Origin of the sequence: Rubripirellula reticaptiva (assembly GCF_007860175.1) — a bacterium.
Lineage (GTDB): Bacteria > Planctomycetota > Planctomycetia > Pirellulales > Pirellulaceae > Rubripirellula > Rubripirellula reticaptiva.
The window spans coordinates 395,877-412,298 of record NZ_SJPX01000006.1; the positions used below are offsets into that span (position 1 = coordinate 395,877).

General features: G+C 54.3%; 15 protein-coding genes and 2 pseudogenes. 13 read left to right on the plus strand and 4 right to left on the minus strand.

The features are described from left to right. Positions 1-23: 23 nt before the first annotated feature. Complete coding sequence (locus Poly59_RS27145; RefSeq protein ID WP_146537233.1) at positions 24-647, plus strand: FMN-dependent NADH-azoreductase; 624 nt, start codon at positions 24-26, stop codon at positions 645-647. A gap of 171 nt (positions 648-818) precedes the next feature. Here Poly59_RS27145 and Poly59_RS29840 read toward each other — a convergent pair whose 3' ends face one another. After that, positions 819-971, minus strand: coding sequence for a hypothetical protein (locus Poly59_RS29840; protein ID WP_186776552.1), 153 nt, complete (start codon positions 969-971; stop codon positions 819-821). Positions 972-1,021: 50 nt separating this feature from the next. Beyond that, positions 1,022-1,189: a hypothetical protein gene (locus Poly59_RS29845; protein ID WP_186776553.1), complete on the minus strand. Its 168-nt coding sequence runs from the start codon at positions 1,187-1,189 to the stop codon at positions 1,022-1,024. Here Poly59_RS29845 and Poly59_RS27155 point away from each other — a divergent pair. Then, complete coding sequence (locus Poly59_RS27155; RefSeq protein ID WP_246151970.1) at positions 1,188-1,646, plus strand: GNAT family N-acetyltransferase; 459 nt, start codon at positions 1,188-1,190, stop codon at positions 1,644-1,646. The genes Poly59_RS29845 and Poly59_RS27155 overlap by 2 nt on opposite strands. A gap of 264 nt (positions 1,647-1,910) precedes the next feature. Here the strand turns inward: Poly59_RS27155 and Poly59_RS27160 are convergent, their stop codons facing one another. After that, a complete protein-coding gene (locus Poly59_RS27160; RefSeq protein ID WP_246151971.1) occupies positions 1,911-3,116 on the minus strand; it encodes a TolC family protein in 1,206 nt (401 codons plus the stop codon). 762 nt (positions 3,117-3,878) lie between these two features. On the opposite strand from Poly59_RS27160, the gene Poly59_RS27170 reads away from it, so the two are divergent. The 9 genes and pseudogenes from Poly59_RS27170 to Poly59_RS27210 all read left to right on the plus strand — a co-directional run bounded on the left by Poly59_RS27170 (position 3,879) and on the right by Poly59_RS27210 (position 14,544). After that, entirely contained in the window at positions 3,879-4,058 is a 180-nt protein-coding gene (locus tag Poly59_RS27170) for a hypothetical protein (RefSeq protein ID WP_146537235.1), read from the plus strand. A gap of 99 nt (positions 4,059-4,157) precedes the next feature. After that, the gene (locus Poly59_RS27175) at positions 4,158-4,523 is read left to right on the plus strand and encodes a hypothetical protein (RefSeq protein ID WP_246151972.1); all 366 of its coding nucleotides are present in this window, start codon (positions 4,158-4,160) and stop codon (positions 4,521-4,523) included. A 117-nt stretch (positions 4,524-4,640) separates the two neighbouring features. Beyond that, positions 4,641-6,752 carry an efflux RND transporter periplasmic adaptor subunit gene (locus Poly59_RS27180; protein ID WP_146537565.1) on the plus strand — a complete coding sequence of 704 codons (2,112 nt, stop codon included), beginning with the start codon at positions 4,641-4,643 and terminating at the stop codon, positions 6,750-6,752. 2 nt (positions 6,753-6,754) lie between these two features. Next, the gene (locus Poly59_RS27185; RefSeq protein ID WP_146537236.1) at positions 6,755-10,258 is read left to right on the plus strand and encodes an efflux RND transporter permease subunit; all 3,504 of its coding nucleotides are present in this window, start codon (positions 6,755-6,757) and stop codon (positions 10,256-10,258) included. Positions 10,259-10,297: 39 nt separating this feature from the next. Next, a complete protein-coding gene (locus tag Poly59_RS30295) occupies positions 10,298-11,428 on the plus strand; it encodes a hypothetical protein (RefSeq protein ID WP_246151973.1) in 1,131 nt (376 codons plus the stop codon). Between the two features lie 339 nt (positions 11,429-11,767). Then, a pseudogene (locus tag Poly59_RS27195) lies at positions 11,768-12,145 on the plus strand (hypothetical protein). A 25-nt stretch (positions 12,146-12,170) separates the two neighbouring features. Further along, a pseudogene (locus Poly59_RS27200) lies at positions 12,171-12,584 on the plus strand (MarR family winged helix-turn-helix transcriptional regulator); the annotation flags it as partial. Beyond that, a complete protein-coding gene (locus Poly59_RS27205) occupies positions 12,583-13,935 on the plus strand; it encodes an alkyl/aryl-sulfatase (RefSeq protein ID WP_246151974.1) in 1,353 nt (450 codons plus the stop codon). The pseudogene Poly59_RS27200 and the gene Poly59_RS27205, both read left to right, overlap by 2 nt. A 102-nt stretch (positions 13,936-14,037) precedes the next feature. Beyond that, positions 14,038-14,544, plus strand: a complete 507-nt coding sequence (locus Poly59_RS27210; RefSeq protein WP_146537237.1) for a lactoylglutathione lyase family protein — start codon at positions 14,038-14,040, stop codon at positions 14,542-14,544. A gap of 234 nt (positions 14,545-14,778) precedes the next feature. Here the strand turns inward: Poly59_RS27210 and Poly59_RS30300 are convergent, their stop codons facing one another. Further along, a complete protein-coding gene (locus Poly59_RS30300; RefSeq protein WP_246151975.1) occupies positions 14,779-15,063 on the minus strand; it encodes an LbetaH domain-containing protein in 285 nt (94 codons plus the stop codon). A 480-nt stretch (positions 15,064-15,543) separates the two neighbouring features. On the opposite strand from Poly59_RS30300, the gene Poly59_RS29850 reads away from it, so the two are divergent. Together Poly59_RS29850 and Poly59_RS27220 are read left to right on the plus strand one after the other, a co-directional pair. Beyond that, on the plus strand, positions 15,544-15,825 hold the full coding sequence (locus Poly59_RS29850; protein ID WP_186776554.1) for a hypothetical protein: 282 nt from the start codon (positions 15,544-15,546) through the stop codon (positions 15,823-15,825). 242 nt (positions 15,826-16,067) lie between these two features. Further along, the gene (locus Poly59_RS27220) at positions 16,068-16,307 is read left to right on the plus strand and encodes a hypothetical protein (protein ID WP_222436180.1); all 240 of its coding nucleotides are present in this window, start codon (positions 16,068-16,070) and stop codon (positions 16,305-16,307) included. Positions 16,308-16,422: the final 115 nt, after the last annotated feature.

Genomic DNA, 16,422 nt, shown 5'->3' on the forward strand with positions numbered 1-16,422 from the left:
TCTTTATTAAAGGAATCCTAACCATGGCTCGACTTCTCTACATTGAATCGTCTCCTCGCAAAGCACGCTCGAAATCCATCAACGTTGCGAATGCGTTTTTAGCCGCTTACAAGTCCGCCAATCCCAATGATGAAGTCGTCACGATCGACCTTTGGGAAAAACAGCTTCCCGAGTTCGATGGTTTCACGATCGACGCCAAGTATCAAGTGCTTCATGGTGATAGCTTCGACGACGACCAAGCCAAAGCTTGGCAAGGGGTGGTCGAGGTGTGCGATGAATTCAAATCCGCCGACAAGTACTTGTTTAGCGTCCCGATGTGGAACTTTGGCGTTCCTTACAAGTTAAAGCACTACATCGACGTGATCGCTCAGCCGGGACAGACTTTTTCATTCGATCCTGCGACCGGATACAGTGGTCTCGTAAAGGGAAAACCCGCAGTCGTGGTTTACGCTCGCGGCGGAGCTTATGAGGGCGAAGCTTCTGGAATGGATCATCAGCAGCCCTACATCCAGCAGATGCTCGGCTTCTTTGGGTTCACCAACGTTCATCCCGTGGTGATCGAACCAACACTAGCTGCACCCGATGCTGTCGCCGAGACGGAGTCGACAGCGATTGACCTAGCCAGAAACCTTGCTTTGAAGTTTTAGCGATCCGCCGGTTCTCAATACCGAACCCATTGACCCAGAACGATGAATGCTTTTTGCAACACAGAAACCGATCGACATTGGCTTGCTGCTTCTGCGGATTGCTCTGGGCGGCTTTATACTCGTCCACGGTCTTCAAAAACGATTGGTTTTTGCGAGATGGCCGTGGTGTTCTTAGACCCAATCGGAATCGGAAACCGACTCAGCCTGATTCTGGCGATCGGTGCTGAAGTCGGATGCTCCGTGCTGTTGATCGCGGGTTTGCGAACATGACTTGTCTTGCTTCCACTTGCATTTACCATGATCATCGCCCGCTTTTTCGTTCATGTTGGCGATCCGTGGAAAGTGAAAGAACTCGCTGCGATATATCTTACTGACTACGTGGTACTGTTCGTAACCGGCCCAGGCCGACTGTCGGTTGACGCGAAGCTGTCGCCTGACCAATCACGATCGCAGTAAAACATTTCGGTGTGCAACCCAGAGCCGACGACGACTAGGCCATCGACTCCGTAAGAGAAGCTGGCATCAACAATTTCTTCAATCATGACGGTTAGAACAGTCGAAATTCGCATCGCCACGGAGCAGGATAGCGATGCGATTCTGGCAGCCCACATGAATGCCTTCGTCGAAGGTCCGGTGTTCGCAAAACTCGTTGATGAGATGCTCGATGATCCTTCTGGCGAGCCAACGCTATCGCTCGTCACTGAGCCTAGTACCGGACTGGTTGGCCACCTTCTATTTACGTCCGTCAGAATGGAGCCGCACTACAGACAAGTCAGAGCAAGGATTTTCGCACCGCTGGCTGTTGTTCAAAATCGACAACGTTTGGGAATTGGCAGACGTTTGAGTCAAGCGGGGTTTCGTCAGTTGGAGGGAGCTGCCGTGAACCTTATGTTTGTTGTCGGCTATCTCGACTACTACTCGCGATTCAAGTTCAAGCCCGCAACTGTACAGGTTCTCGAAGAAACGTATCCAATCCCACTGCAAGACGCAGACGCCTGAATGGAGAACAAACTGAATCCCGTAACGATTGAGAATTGCAAGGGATGAGAATTGCAAGGGAATCGTTCGCTGCTCGGAAGCCATAGACCACTCGAACTACTAGATTGAGTGAGGGCGTCTTAGTTCTTCGATGCGGACTATTTATCACAACAAGACGGGACATACGCATCTGCGTCAGTGATGACGGTTGCGCTTCATACTCTGCTTTTCCAGAGCTAACGTATATAGAGTCGATCAATGATTGGTCGATGAAACGCTTTCCGTCTACTGACATCCAACCGTTCGCTCGATGCCGGCAAGCGTGCTGGCGAGCGTTGCTTCTGTTCTGGCGACTTGGACTTGCAGTGACAAGAGTTCGCGGTACGTGGCGATCAAGTCGGTGAAGTCGGCTTTCTTGCCTTGGTAGTCGGCCGTGGTGATTTCGAGGGTTTGCTCGGTGCGAGGAATCAAACGCTCTCGAAAGAGTTTATGTTGTTCAATTGCAGCATAGGCGGACGCGACTTGGCGGCGCAGTGTTCCACGCAAACGGTCTCGCTCGGCTTCTTGACGCAGCGTTGTGCTACTTCGATTGTGAGCGGCTTCGCTGACACCCGCGTTAATCTTGTCACGCCAAATCGGAAGTGTCACACCGACGGTAAAGTTGATGTTGTCGTGACCGTTGGCGACGGGACTGATAACGTCCTGGTTGTCGCTGATAATCGAATATCCAAGCCCAAGTTGAAAGTCAGGGTATTGCTGCAAACAGGCAAGGGATTCTTTCGCACGATCTCGAGCGATTTCGGCGGCAAGCCCTCGTAGAGTCGGGTTGCATCGCTCGGCTTGGGCGACGAGCAGGTCGAGTTGTGGCACGGCTTCGTCAACATCCAAGTCGGTAACGGCAGTAGGCATGTAATCAAGCGGCATGCGAACGAGCGTGCCCAGGTCCGCACGGGCTTGCTCTTGCTGTCGACGCAGCGAGATTAACTGCTGGGCAAGTCGATCGCCTTCGAGTTCGGCGCGCAGGATATCTTGTTGGCTGCCACCGGTTTTGTAACGAGCTTCTGCAACGGTGATCAGGTCTTGGACTAGTTCGTTGTTATCGTCGACGATGCGAATCAGTTCGCTGGCGAGCCAAAGTTCATAGTAGGCAAGTCGAACCGCTTCGACGATTTCACTTTCCTTATCTGCGATTTCAGCCAGCGCCACTTGAACTTCACGAGCAGCGACCGCTCCCCGAGCATCCAGCTTGGCAGGCCAAGGCAGTTTCTGTGTGAGAGCGAACTGATGGGCGACACGTCCGCCGGCCGTCTGCAACGCTTGATCGTGGATGGGCCAGAATGTGTTGCCGACCATCGGGTCTTCCAGAGCCGTTGCTTGTGGGATGCGATGCTGGGCTGCGGCAACTCTTTGGCGAGCCGCAGCAATGGACGGATGAGTCGAGAGGGCTGTCGCGATGAGCTCGGGGAGTAAGTCTGGGCGAGGGGAAGTCACGGAGATCGGAAGAAGGGGAGTTGGAAGATTGGCAGCGCGTAGATCGCTGATTGCCATTTTGCTATCGATGCTATTCGTGTCGTTATTCTCCCCGACTCCCACTCGCCCTGACTCCCCACCTTTCGATTGATCGTCTTCACGAAATCCCACTAGCGAGACCAAAGGCCTTGCGGGTGCTTTAATGGTTGGTTTTTTGGGCTGCGAGGCAGATATTGGCGTGCTCGCGAACCGCTCGCTCCCCGCATGACAGCCCGAAGCCAATAAAATGCACAAAAGCAAAGCTCTTCGCTTTGCAATCGCCGTCGGCTTTCCTGGACTTGGTCGTGTTTCGATCATGCGAAATGAACCTAAGATTCTTATCTTGACGGTGATTCGGCTTGTACTTGCTTCGGCATACGACGACAATCAAGGCTGGTCATTCGGCTGCATTCCGTCTTGCTAACTACCATGAACCACCGAACAATCCGCACCGCCGTCACACTTTGCCTGATCGTCGCAACGATGATTCAGCCGATGTCGGCGTTGGCGTTCGGGGGGAACTGCGCGGATCAGGGTTGCGAGCAGAATCTGATGTGCCAGGGCTGTGGTTGCTGTGAAGTAGCCGAGTCGAGCGTGAAATGCTGTTGCTGTGGCCATTCGGAGAAGGAGTTTGCCCCGGCATGCGAAGAGCCGCGGGAATCCGTTGAACTGCCGTTTGCTGCCGTTTCGAGAGCACCAGAAACCGCTATCGGTCATTGCACCTGTGGCCTGACGGTACCTCCGATGAATCGCACCAACCCGCGAGACCAATTGGTTCGCGAGTTGACGTTGCGTCTGGCTTCCCTGGTTTTTGTGGTCCTGGAAGACGCCCATCCACTGCCCGCCGCACCCCGCGTGATCGACACGACGCCGGGAAGCCGAGCGGATTTCTCTCAACGCATGCTCTGCGTTTGGCGGATTTAGGGAGTCTCAACGGAGAGCGTGCGCGCTCACTGAACGAGATTTTTTAGTTTCCCCATCCAATTAGACGGACGATTTTCCGTCATCAAAAGAGAAATCAATATGCGCTATTTCATTTCATCCACAGCAGGATTGCTGCTGGTCTTTGCTACCGTTGCCGGATGCAATAAATCCGCTGACACCGCGACGACTTCACCAACTCCTGAAGCCGTTGAAGCGACCGCCGTGAATTTTGCAAATGCAAAGTGCCCAATCATGGGCGGCAAACCTTCGGCGGAACTGACAACTGAGTATGACGGCAAGACGATTGGCTTTTGCTGTGACGGTTGCCCAGAAAAATGGGCCGCACTGACCGACGAGGACAAAGCGGAAAAGTTCGCCAAGGTCAACGCTCATGCTGCACATGATCACGCGGCCGGCGAATCCGCTGCTGGCGACCACGATCATTCAGATCACTCGGACGAATAGTCCCGCCTCAACGCAACATCGGCAAAGCATGTTCGGCGGCACCTTTGATGCAAGTCAATGGTGTCGCGGCGGGCGATCCGGCCTGGAGCCAGTATGAGTGAGACAAAGAGCGAAAGCATGGACAATCCTAGTCCCAAAAAGAAGCTACTTGAGCGGCTTACCGGTTTGAAATGGCTGGGCAAGACGCTGGTGCATGCGCTCGTTTTGATCACCACCTTCATCGGCGGCATCGCCTTGATCGGCGTGGCTCAGCGATTGGGTTGGATTCGCAGCAGCGATGGGGTGGTGTCATCGGAGACGGTGACCGGCGAAACAGTTTACACATGCCCGATGCATCCGCAGATTCGACAAAGCGAACCGGGCAACTGTCCGATCTGTGCGATGAAATTGGTGCCAGCGGCCGGCACTGGGAAGCAAGAAACGGCAGTCGCGTCGGACGAACGATTCATCTGTCCGATGATGTGTACGCCACCATCGAGCGATCCGGGGCGTTGCCCGGTGTGTGCAATGGAATTGGTCAAGGCAACGGGTGGCGGCAGTGGAGACGGTCAATCGGTGACGATCGAACCGGTGGCACGTCGTCTGATCGGAATCAAGACGGCAACCGCAAAACTTGGTCCTGTCTCGCAAACGATTCGCACCATCGGTTCGATCGACTACGACGAAAGCAAGCTCGCGACGATCTCAGCGTACGTCGGCGGTCGGATTGAAAAATTGTACGCAAACTACGTTGGCGTGCCGGTCGAAAAAGACGACGATCTCGCGTTGATTTACAGTCCCGATCTGTATTCCGCACAAGTGGAATTCTTGACCGCGCGCAACGGCGGCGGCCTGAAGCGACTTGGCGGCTCCTCTGATTTTGCCGAGCTTTCCAAACAGAAACTGATTGAGCTTGGGTTTACCGAGGACCAATTCAACAATCTATCTCAGCGTGGACAAGCCGAAAGCCGTATTCGACTACGTTCGCCGATCAAGGGAACTGTGATTGATAAGTTCGCCGTCGAAGGAGACTATTTGAAAACCGGAGACCCGGTTTATCGCATCGCTGATCTTTCGACGGTGTGGCTGATGCTCAATCTGTATCCCGATGACGCGTCACGAATTCGATTTGGACAGCAGGTCGAGGCCGAAGTGTCATCGGTGCCCGGCGATGTCTTCACTGGGCGGGTCGCCTTCATTGATCCCACCGTGAGCGAGCAAACCAGGACGGTTAGCGTTCGTGTGGAAATGCTGAACGCGGATGGTGCTTTGCGTCCCGGCGACTACGCCACGGCACGTGTCTATGTCCCGGCACTTCGGCAGGACCGCGTCTACGATCCGTCGCTTGCGGGCAGATACATCAGCCCGATGCACCCCCAAATCATTCGCGACAACCCCGGTGACTGTCCGATTTGTGGGATGGCACTGATCCCGACATCGAAACTCGGATATTCGTCTCGTCCACTTCCCAGACAAGACGTTGTCACGGTGCCACGCGACGCTGTGCTGATGACCGGCAAGAACAGCGTCGTGTACGTCGAAACGGATCCCGGGCGATTCGAAATTCGTCGCGTGGTCGTTGGCCCGATGACAAACGAAGACGCGATCATCTCGGAAGGCATCGCCGTCGGCGAGACTGTGGCGACGGGTGGAAACTTCCTGATCGACTCGCAAATGCAACTCGCCGGGAATCCGTCGTTGATGGACCCCAGCAAGGCGTCGACGTATCCACCAGGACCACTCGATTTGCCCAAGCAGCAGGCGATCGTCTTGGCGGGTGATGCAGGCGAACAGTTTGACCGTGCCTATCAAGCCTACTTTACGATCCAAGAAGCACTTGCGGCGGATCAAACGCCGCCACCAGCAGCAGTCAACACGCTCGATGACTCACTCTCTCAATTGCTGTTGCTGCCGACCGTTCCCGATGAAGCTCAGACGCACCTCCAGCGTGCAAAGCGGAGTGTCGATCGGCTTGCGGGTTCGCTGGAACAGACTCGCGAGGGATTTCGGCCGCTTAGTCATTCGTTGCTCAAGACCGCCAATTCCGTTCGTGGTCCAAACACGGCGAACAAACTCGTTCACATGTTTTGCCCAATGGTTCCCGGAGGCGGTGGTGATTGGATGCAGCCCGGCGGCGATCTCGTCAATCCGTATTGGGGCAGTGAAATGCTGTCCTGCGGCGAGACGGTGAGTGACATGGCAGTGGACATAGCAATGGACGCGCAGCCCGATTATTCGGAGCCTCGCTAGCCATGCTGAATGCTCTGATTCGATTCTGTGTCAAAGAACCACTGTTGGTGGCGTTGCTCTCGCTAGCGCTGTCCATCGGCGGTTGGTTTGCTTTCAAAGCCGTTCCGATCGACGCGATTCCCAACGTGGGCGAAAACCAAGTGATCGTACTAACGCCTTGGCCAGGGCGTTCACCCAAGGACATCGAAGACCAGGTCACGTATCCGCTAAGCGTTTCGTTGTTGGCCGTTCCGGGGGCCGAGTCGGTTCGCGGCAAAAGCATGTTTGGATACAGCTTTGTGCAAGTGACTTTTAAGGACGAAATCGACTTCTACTGGGCTCGCAGCCGCGTCTCGGAACAACTTGGTACCGCGGCATCTCAATTGCCTGATGGCGTTGTGCCCCAGCTTGGCCCCGACGCGACTGGTTTAGGCCAAGTCTACTACTACGTTTTGACGCCACCGGCCGAAGGCATGGGTTTGGACGAATTGCGAAGCTTGCAGGACTTCGTCGTCAAATACGAACTACAAGCTGTCGAAGGCGTCAGCGAAGTTGCGTCAATCGGCGGCTATGTTCGCCAGTACCAGATCGACGTAGACCCCGACAAGCTTCGATTTCATGGCGTATCGCTCGACAAATTGGCGATGGCCATCAAAGGCTCGAACCTGGACGTCGGTGCCAAGACGGTTGAAACAACGGGAATGGAATACATCGTTCGTGGCAAAGGATTTCTGGGCAGCGGAGGCGACCACGGCGAAGCGATTCGCGACATCGAACAAACCGTCATCATGCAACGAGACGGTGTCCCAGTTCATGTTCGCGACGTTGCCAGTGTGCAACTTGGTCCCGACTTCCGCCGTGGAGCTCTCGATTACAACGGCGCCGAAGCGGTTGGTGGCGTGGTGGTGATGCGATACGGCGAGAATCCTCGCGAGGTGATCGACCGCGTCAAAGCAAAGATCACTCAAATCGAACCCGCACTCGACGGCGTCAAAATTCATGGCGTCTACGATCGCAGCGGTCTGATTGATGAAACGATGGCGACGCTAACGCATTCACTGCGTGATGAGATCATTATCACGGCCATCATCATCTTGTTGTTCTTGCTTCACATCCGCAGCAGCATCGTCGTGGCGATTTGTTTACCGGCGGCGGTGCTGATGTCGTTCATCGCCATGCACTTCGTTGGCGTTGGTTCCAACATCATGTCACTGGCCGGAATCGCGATCGCGATTGGCACGATGGTCGACATGGCAATCATTGTTTCGGAGAACATTTACCAGGGGCTGGCAGAGTGGGAGAACGGTGAGCGTAAGAAGACGCGAAACGAGGTCATCTATGAAGCCACGATCGAAGTCGCTCCCGCCGTCATTACTGCCGTTGCAACGACGATCGTTAGTTTCCTACCGGTCTTTTTCCTGACGGGTCGCGACTACCGGCTCTTTTCGCCACTGGCGTACACGAAAACGTTTGCGATCGCGATGGCCATGCTGACCGCGATCACTCTCGTTCCAGCACTCAGTCGACTACTCCTAAGAAGTGCGGGCTATCGCAAGCGGTCCGCATTGGTGGCCGCCCTCGCACTGACGACTTTGCTGGCCGCGACCTCGCATTTCCTGTGGGGCGATGATCTGGCCGGCCACTTTCAGATCCAACAATGGGTCGTGACTTGTGTTGCGGCACTGGTCGGCTTTGTTGTCGGCTGGCAACTCCTACGAGAACGTATCCGTCCGATCGAAGAGATCCCGACCAGCCGTTTTGTGCATTGGATCTACGCCGCTCGGCTTCGGCAGGCACTCAGTCACAAATTATTCGCGTTATCGTTTCCGGCGATGCTGCTAGTGCTTGGATTAGGCGCGTATGTCGGGTTGCCAACCGTGCTGAAGCCCATCGAAACGGCAGCAGGCTATGTCGGCGCCGACCTCAATTCATTGCCAGGCTACGTTAACGCCAAGCATGTCTTTACGGGATTGCAAAGCGATGATTGGATCGCGCTGGACGAAGGCAGTTGGTTTTACATGCCGACGCTATACCCGGCAGCCAGCTTTTCGCAAGCGATGCAGGTTCTGCAAACGCAAGACGTATTGATCGGCCAGATTCCCGAAGTCAAAGACGTGCTCGGAAAGATCGGCCGCGTCGAATCAGCACTTGACCCCGCGCCAGCCTCGATGATTGAAACCTATGTCATGCTCAAGCCCGAATCGGAGTGGCGAGATGGCGTGACCGCACGCGATGTTTGGGACGAGATCAATCGTGTGGCGACGCTGCCGGGCGTCACGCCAGCGTCAGCGTTGCAACCGATCGAAGGCCGCGTCGTAATGCTGCAGTCGGGAATCAAAGCACCGATGGCGATTCGTATTTATGGCGATGACTTGGAAATACTCGCTTCGGCGGCAATGTATGTGTCCGCCGTCCTGAAGACATCTCCCTACGTTAATTCGGGCACCGTCAATCCCGACATCGTGCTCGGCAAACCCTACATCGAATTCACGGTCGATCGCGAAGCCGCATCTCGTTATGGCATGAGTGCGTCGATGGTCAATCAAGTGATCGAAACCGCGCTTGGTGGAATGAACCTTATCAAGACGGTCGAAGGTCGCGAGCGATACCCAGTCCGCTTGCGTTACAGTCGCGACATCCGCGAGCATATCGAAAGCCTCGGTCGCTTGCCGGTGGTCACTCACAGCGGCGCGATCGTGCCGTTGGAGAAACTTGCGAAGCTTGAAACGACTTGGGGGCCTGGTGCAATCAATAGCGAGAATGGTCGCTTGATCGCGCATGTCGCGTTCATGACGAATGGTACGGTGGGAGCTCTCGAATCGGTCGCGGCAGTCGAAGAACAGCTTCGTCAAGCTCAGGCATTGCCAGAAATGGACCCTAATCGACTTTCCCTTCCCACCGGTTACTCGCTTGAAGCTGTCGGCAGCTTTCGCAACCAGATCGAAGCCAACCTGCGATTGATGTGGATCATTCCCGTCGTGATGGTGATCAACTTGCTACTGATCTACCTCGAATTTCGCAACCTGCCGATCTCGTTGGCGGTCTTCTCAGGAATTCCCGTTGCATTCGCGGGCGGAATGATCGCGGTGGCGTGGATGGAAGTTGAACTCAATACCGCCGTTTGGGTTGGCTTCATCGCTCTGTTCGGTTTGGCGGTTGACGACGGCGTCGTGATGGCGACTTACATTCATCAACTCTTGCAACGCCGCAAGATCAGCACCGTTGAAGACATCCGCAACACGGTCTACGAAGCCGGCCTGAAACGTATCCGTCCCTGCATGATGACGACCGTCACGACACTCGCCGCTCTGGTTCCCGTGTTGATCGCAACCGGACGCGGCGCCGACGTGGCGAGGGCGATGGCGATCCCAGTCTTTGGCGGAATGCTGGCCGAACCATTCACCTCGTTCATAGTGCCAACGCTGTACTGCGGCTATCTCGAACTGAAGATGCGATTTGGCGTGCAAGACGAACTCTGGAAGGGCACCGAAGAGATGCCCGAAAAAACACAACTCGAAGTAGCTTAGAAGACTGTGAAAGAACCCGTTACTCTTTGGAGAATTAGAATGGATCGAAATCTACCACTGGCACTTGTCATCAGGCTGTTTGGGTTGCTTTTAATGGCACACCCGGTTGCCGCCCAGGAAACGTCGGGCACAGAGGCGATCACACAACCAGACACCGACAAAATCACACTCAAACAGGGACCACACGGCGGAGCGCTTCGCCAAGTTGATTCGTTGCAGGTGGAAGCGTTCGTGACGCAAGCAGGAATCGAATGCTATGTCTTCGACCTCAGCGGCAAGGCTGTCGCCGTTGGTTCGGCACGAGGCACCGCGTCCGTGCGACTGGCAGGAAACGCAAAACGCTATCGCTACGATTTAATGCCAAACGAACGAGGCGGCATTACAGCAAGTGTTGATCTATCCAAGTTGGCCGGAAGACAGTTGCGAATTGAAATCCAGCTAGTTGGCCTGGTGACTTCCGATTCTGGTAATCTCGAGTTCCAAGAAGTCGCAAGCGTACCACTCAACAAAAACCAACTCGACGCCGACGCGATCGCACGCCAAAAGATCTGTCCGGTCAGTGGCAAGCCACTGGGCAGCATGGGCGATCCGATCGCCGTCGATTTCGACGGCCAGAAAGTCTTCGTTTGCTGTGCCGGATGCGTTGCCACCGTTAAAGCCGATCCTACAAAATACGCTGCTGGTCGGGCACAGATCACGGTCACCACATCCACTCTGGCCGACGCGGCAGCAATCGCCGCGCAGAAAGTTTGCCCAGTCATGGACGAACCGCTCGGTGGCATGGGCACGCCGATCAAGGTGATGGTTGGCAACAAGCCGATCTATCTGTGCTGCAAAGGCTGCATCAAGAAGATTCAAGCTGAACCAGCAAAGTACCTGGCCATGGTCTACCCAGCTGGAAAAACTGCAAGTGTTAGTGCTGGGACAGAACAGGTACGCGAGGGCGTCTTCAAGGTCACGACAGTCGATGCACCATTCATTGCTGCGCAAAAGAAGTGCCCCGTCATGGACGAGCCGCTTGATGCGATGGGCGGCCCCTTCAAGGTCAACGCGGCCGGCAAAGCGATCTACATCTGCTGTCCCGGTTGTGCAAAAAGGATCGCATCAGAACCAACCAAGTATCTCGTGATTCTCGCGGAACAAGGAGTCGATGCACCGTCAATCAAGTAGTCGATTGAATCGAAAGACGACATGGCCGATGAGACAGAATCCCGGAACAATTGAGAACTACAGAGGAATCGTTCGCTGCTCAAAAGTCTTCGACCATGCGAAATACTGGATTAAGCGAAGAACGTGCCCGATAGTTCATTCGCAAGCATTGACCCGCCGGCAAATGCCTGAAATACACAGGCATTTGAGTACTTGCATCCATCCCACGAATCAGATGAACAGACATGCAACCTCAACTCGCATATACCAATTTCTATGCTTCCATTTGAAACACGCAGCGTCTGACTTCCACGTCTCGCCTTTGCGACGCGGCTTCTTTTTGCACTCTTTCTGTTTGGCATGGGGATCATGACGATGGGCTTTGCCGTGAATGGGGGTCCGGTTGGCGGTCCGCCGAGTGAGCTCGACCAATTCATGACTGCTCTTTAGAAAACAGCCTATCTGATCTTTTGGGTCGGCTTTCTCAAGACAGTCGCTGGCGGGCTAATGTTCTTCCCTCGGACTGCGCCACTCGTGATCCTGATGACGCTGCCCTATGCGTTCAACATCCTGCTGTACGTGATCTTCTTCGCTCATCGGTACCTCGTCATCGGGCTTCTTGATTTTGCAGCGTGTGCTCTGCTGATTTACTGCTACTTTGATTGGTACCACCCTGTCTTTGCTGGGCCGACGCCAAACTCGACTCAGAAATTGCTTAGAGACGAAAATGCACTTTGATTATTAATCATCGCCGGGATTCGCAATTGGTCGCGTTGCTTATCAGATTCGTTCCGGAATGGCCGCTGTGCTGAAGGGTGCCGCTTGCCCGTTTTCGCCGGAGGAAACGCAGACACTGATAACCGTGTCGGACGCGAACGCACCGCTGAGCATGAACGAGTTGGCATCGTCGATGATTCGTGATCCAACGACGGTGAAACGCCAATTGGATCGACTCGTCCAGCATAAGTTTGTTGTGCGGAGCGTATCGAGTGAGGACGCTCGTATCGTGATGATCGGATTGACTTGTCGCGGCAAACAGAAACTTAGAACCGTGCTCTCGCTATTGGACGACATGCGAAAAACGGCGCTCAAAGGTATTTCAAAGTCTAAGCTGGAAGCGACGCAAAACGTTTTGCGGAAGATGCAGAAGAACCTAACCGAACACATTTCAAAGGGTGAGTCTCACGGAAATACTCATCACTGCTCTCTGCTTTCTGACGCTCGGTGCGAGATTGAGCCAAGGCCAGCAAACGAACAATGCTACCCAGCAGTTGAGAAATCAGAGCAGCCAGTTTACCGAGCAGATCATCAAGGTTGCCGACAGTGTCTATGTCGCGGTTGGGTTCAGCGTCTCGAACGTCTCGATGATCGTTGGTGATGACAGTGTGGTGATTATCGACACCGGGATGATGCTCGATGATTCCGAGCGAATCGCGACGGAATTTCGCAAAGTCACGGACAAACCGGTCAAGGCGATCGTCTTCACGCACGCGCACGGTGACCACACTGGCGGAGCGGCGGCATTTCTCGGCGACGAACGTCCGCAAATTTGGGCGCATGCGAATTATGGCAGCGAGGCTCGTTCGTGGACGTCTGGCAACCTGACTGTTCAAAACTCGCGGGGCGCGAGGCACGCGGGATTCAAATTACCCTCCGAACAACGAATCAATAATGGCATCGCACCGGTTCGATATCCCAAACGCGGCGGCGCAGTTTTCGCAGCATCTCACGCCACCAATCCAACACATTTTCTTAGAAGCAAACGGCAAACAATTAGAGTTGCCGGCATCGAGTTGGAACTTGTCTTATCACACGGCGAAACCAACGACCAGATCTTTGCTTGGTACCCAAGCGGAAAGGTGCTCTTCGCCGGCGACAACTTCTATCGGTCGTTTCCAAACTTGTACGCCATTCGTGGCACGCCCAACCGTAGCGTTCGTTTATGGGCCGAGAGTCTCGGAAAGCTAGCCGTTTGTGGGGCGGAGGCTCTGGTAGGCGGACATACGAATCCCATCATGGGTGCTGCCAAAGTCAAGCAAGTTCTGACCGACTACCACGCTGTCGTTCTGTACATTCACGACAAGACCGTCGAAGGAATGAACAAAGGTCTCACGCCCGATAAATTGGTCGAATACGTGCAACTTCCTGACGACCTGGCCAGCAAAGATTACTTGCAACCGTTCTACGGACATCCGGAATGGGGAGTGCGCAGCGTATTTAGCGGCTACCTCGGCTGGTTCGACGGCAATCCATCGAATCTGTTTCGACTCTCACTAAAACCAGAAGCGGAACGTGTCGCGAAACTGGCCGGAGGAACAGACAAGCTTTTGAAATCTGCCCGCGATGCGCTAGCGTCAGACGACAATCAATGGGCTGCGCAGCTCGCCGATCACCTGCTTGCAATCAATGCTGATGACAAAAACGCGAAACAAGTCAAAGCAAACTCGCTAACCAATCTCGCCAGTAACATGGTCAACGCAACCGCCCGCAACTACTACCTCACTGTCGCCCGCGAGCTGCGGGAGTAGCGGTACTATGTCCACTGTCACCGGTCGTGTCTGCAGGTACGATTGGGCTGAAGTTTAGAGACAACGCGTTCACCAATTCGACACTCGAAAGAAGAGCCAAACATGACCTATCCGCGAACTTTTTCCCACATCGGAATTTCCGTCACTGACCTGGACCAGGCAGTCGACTTCTACACGAAAACGCTGGGATGGTACGTCATCATGCCCCCGACCGAAATCGTATCGGATGACTCGGCGATTGGAGTCATGTGCGATGATGTCTTCGGAAAGGACTGGGAGCGATTCCGAATTGCTCATCTAGCAACCGGCGACCGAGTCGGCGTGGAGTTGTTCGAGTTTAGAAACGCCGAAAAGCCTGCGGACAATTTTGAATATTGGAAGACAGGGGTATTTCACTTTTGCGTTCAAGACCCTGATGTCGAGGGCCTCGCAAAAAGAATTGTCGCGAATGGGGGCAAGCAACGGATGCCAGTTCGCGAGTACTATCCCGGCGAGAAACCTTATCGCATGGTCTACTGTGAGGACCCTTTCGGGAATCTCATCGAGATCTATTCACACAGCTATGAACTGACGTATTCAGCCGGTGCCTACCAATCCGATTCTGACTGAGGGATGATCAGCGTTGTCAAAATGAGAGCATTGGCCTCAATTTTAACTCGCGCGTGGCTACGCGAGCTTGCGAATTATCTTCGCTAGATTGCCAGCCACAACTGTTCCGAATGGCACGTCCTTTGTTATCACGCTGCCGACACCGACGACGCTGCGATCGCCGATCGCAACGACAGGTCTGATGACCGCCTTGCCGCCGATCCTGACCGGCCTACCGAACTCATGCGTACGGCGCTAGTTCGCGTCGAGCGGATGCGTAGCGGCATAGATGTGAACGCCGGGCGCGATAAACACCTTGTTCCCGATCCGCACTTCGCAAACGTCCAAAATTACGCAATCGAAGTTGAAGTACACTTTCTCGCCCAGATAGATATTGGTCCCGTTATCGCAGCGAAAAGGTGGTTCGAGCCAGACGGAGTCTCCACCGCTGCCGAACAGCTCTTTCAAAATGCTGCACCGTAGCTTCGCCGCACGGGGCTCAGTTGTGTTGACCATATGGCAATGCTGCCTTGCCATCATCCGATGGCTTCCACCAACTCTGGATTATGGGATCGTACAGGTCGCCTGCCAGCATCTTGTCGCGTTCACTCACCATGTTTCATCAATCCCAAGTTTTACATTGCCATTGTGAATCGTTTGACAATGGTTTGCCGTTCCCTTGGCTAGTCCTTGATGTCATTCGCGGCGATCTGGGTACTTGTGCGTTTGGTACCAAACTCTGGACCGAAGTCGGCCGTGACCTTGTACGCAGACATGCGCCTTGGGAAGACTCACGACAGCAGTGATTGGCCCCGCTTGCATGTCCAGGTTCTCTGACGCCGAAACACGATGGCATTAAACCGCATTCGATGCGAACGCCATTGATTTCGCCGTCGATTCGTAGACGCTTCGACTTGCCGAAGTCCAACTGCGAAATAATGTGCCAAGGCAAGAAAGCCAGCGTCTCGGTGATCTTAACGTCAAAGTTGCAAGGATTGTCACTCATGTTGTTTCCAGTTGTTGGCCCATAAGTTAGATGCCGTGATTCTGGTCGATCGAGAAAAGTTGCTCGAGCCCAGAACCAAACAACGAATCGAAACGAAGCGATCATTTGACCGCCGACAATCATCTCGGATTAGTACGGAAGACGCGATTGGAGATCTGCATCGCTATGAACTTCAAGATCGTTATCTCGAACTGACCCGAATGGAGCTACCTGCCCAGGCAAGACTCGGCGGTTGGATCGTGAAGTACGATCATTGCGTCATGCGAATTATCTACGATCAGTGGTTTCAGGGCTGATGGTACCAACCTCTCGATCAACGCCTTGTCGCCCACACACAACTGAACGACGAAAACCTCACCCAAGCAATCGCAATGGCCGAAACCTTTCTGGCCGGCGACACCGAAACACTGGCTCGCTGGAACCGCGAAAGTCGGTTATGGCGAGGCAAACTCAAACCAAACTGAATGACGTCCAATCCCAAACCCGTCGAATCCAGCGACGAACTCACGCGAGGCCAAGTTCGCTGAAACCAATGCTGGTGAAGAGTCACGCCGTTTCCGAGGCAAATCGCAGCGAGGCTAATGCGATGGCGAAGATCAAACGCATTCGCACCAAACCGTGTTCAAAATGCATCGAGAGGAACGACGTGCTCTACCGCGTTCGCATCGAGGAAGACGGCGACTGGATCTTCGTCTGCCCGGCCTGCCTAGAAATGGTCAAGCCAGCCAACCCACACTTTCAATACGGCGGCACCTGGAAGAGTAAGAAGCGGCACTGAGAACGTCGGGCAATTTCGCCGTTCTCACGCATGGACTGTTCCAGAAACGTTTTCATGAACGATTTCCGGTCTTCGGCCAACGGTTGCTCGCCAACCGTTGATCACGCGAGTGATA

Bases quoted from the DNA above. Each gene is read 5' to 3' on its own strand.
- Poly59_RS27210 (WP_146537237.1), top strand. From the start codon at position 14,038: ATGACCTATCCGCGAACTTTTTCCCACATCGGAATTTCCGTCACTGAC.
- Poly59_RS27185 (WP_146537236.1), top strand. From the start codon at position 6,755: ATGCTGAATGCTCTGATTCGATTCTGTGTCAAAGAACCACTGTTGGTG.
- Poly59_RS30295 (WP_246151973.1), top strand. From the start codon at position 10,298: ATGGATCGAAATCTACCACTGGCACTTGTCATCAGGCTGTTTGGGTTG.
- Poly59_RS27155 (WP_246151970.1), top strand. From the start codon at position 1,188: ATGACGGTTAGAACAGTCGAAATTCGCATCGCCACGGAGCAGGATAGC.
- Poly59_RS29845 (WP_186776553.1), bottom strand. From the start codon at position 1,189: ATGATTGAAGAAATTGTTGATGCCAGCTTCTCTTACGGAGTCGATGGC.
- Poly59_RS27175 (WP_246151972.1), top strand. From the start codon at position 4,158: ATGCGCTATTTCATTTCATCCACAGCAGGATTGCTGCTGGTCTTTGCT.
- Poly59_RS27145 (WP_146537233.1), top strand. From the start codon at position 24: ATGGCTCGACTTCTCTACATTGAATCGTCTCCTCGCAAAGCACGCTCG.
- Poly59_RS27170 (WP_146537235.1), top strand. From the start codon at position 3,879: ATGAATCGCACCAACCCGCGAGACCAATTGGTTCGCGAGTTGACGTTG.
- Poly59_RS30300 (WP_246151975.1), bottom strand. From the start codon at position 15,063: ATGATGGCAAGGCAGCATTGCCATATGGTCAACACAACTGAGCCCCGT.
- Poly59_RS27180 (WP_146537565.1), top strand. From the start codon at position 4,641: ATGGACAATCCTAGTCCCAAAAAGAAGCTACTTGAGCGGCTTACCGGT.
- Poly59_RS29840 (WP_186776552.1), bottom strand. From the start codon at position 971: ATGAACGAAAAAGCGGGCGATGATCATGGTAAATGCAAGTGGAAGCAA.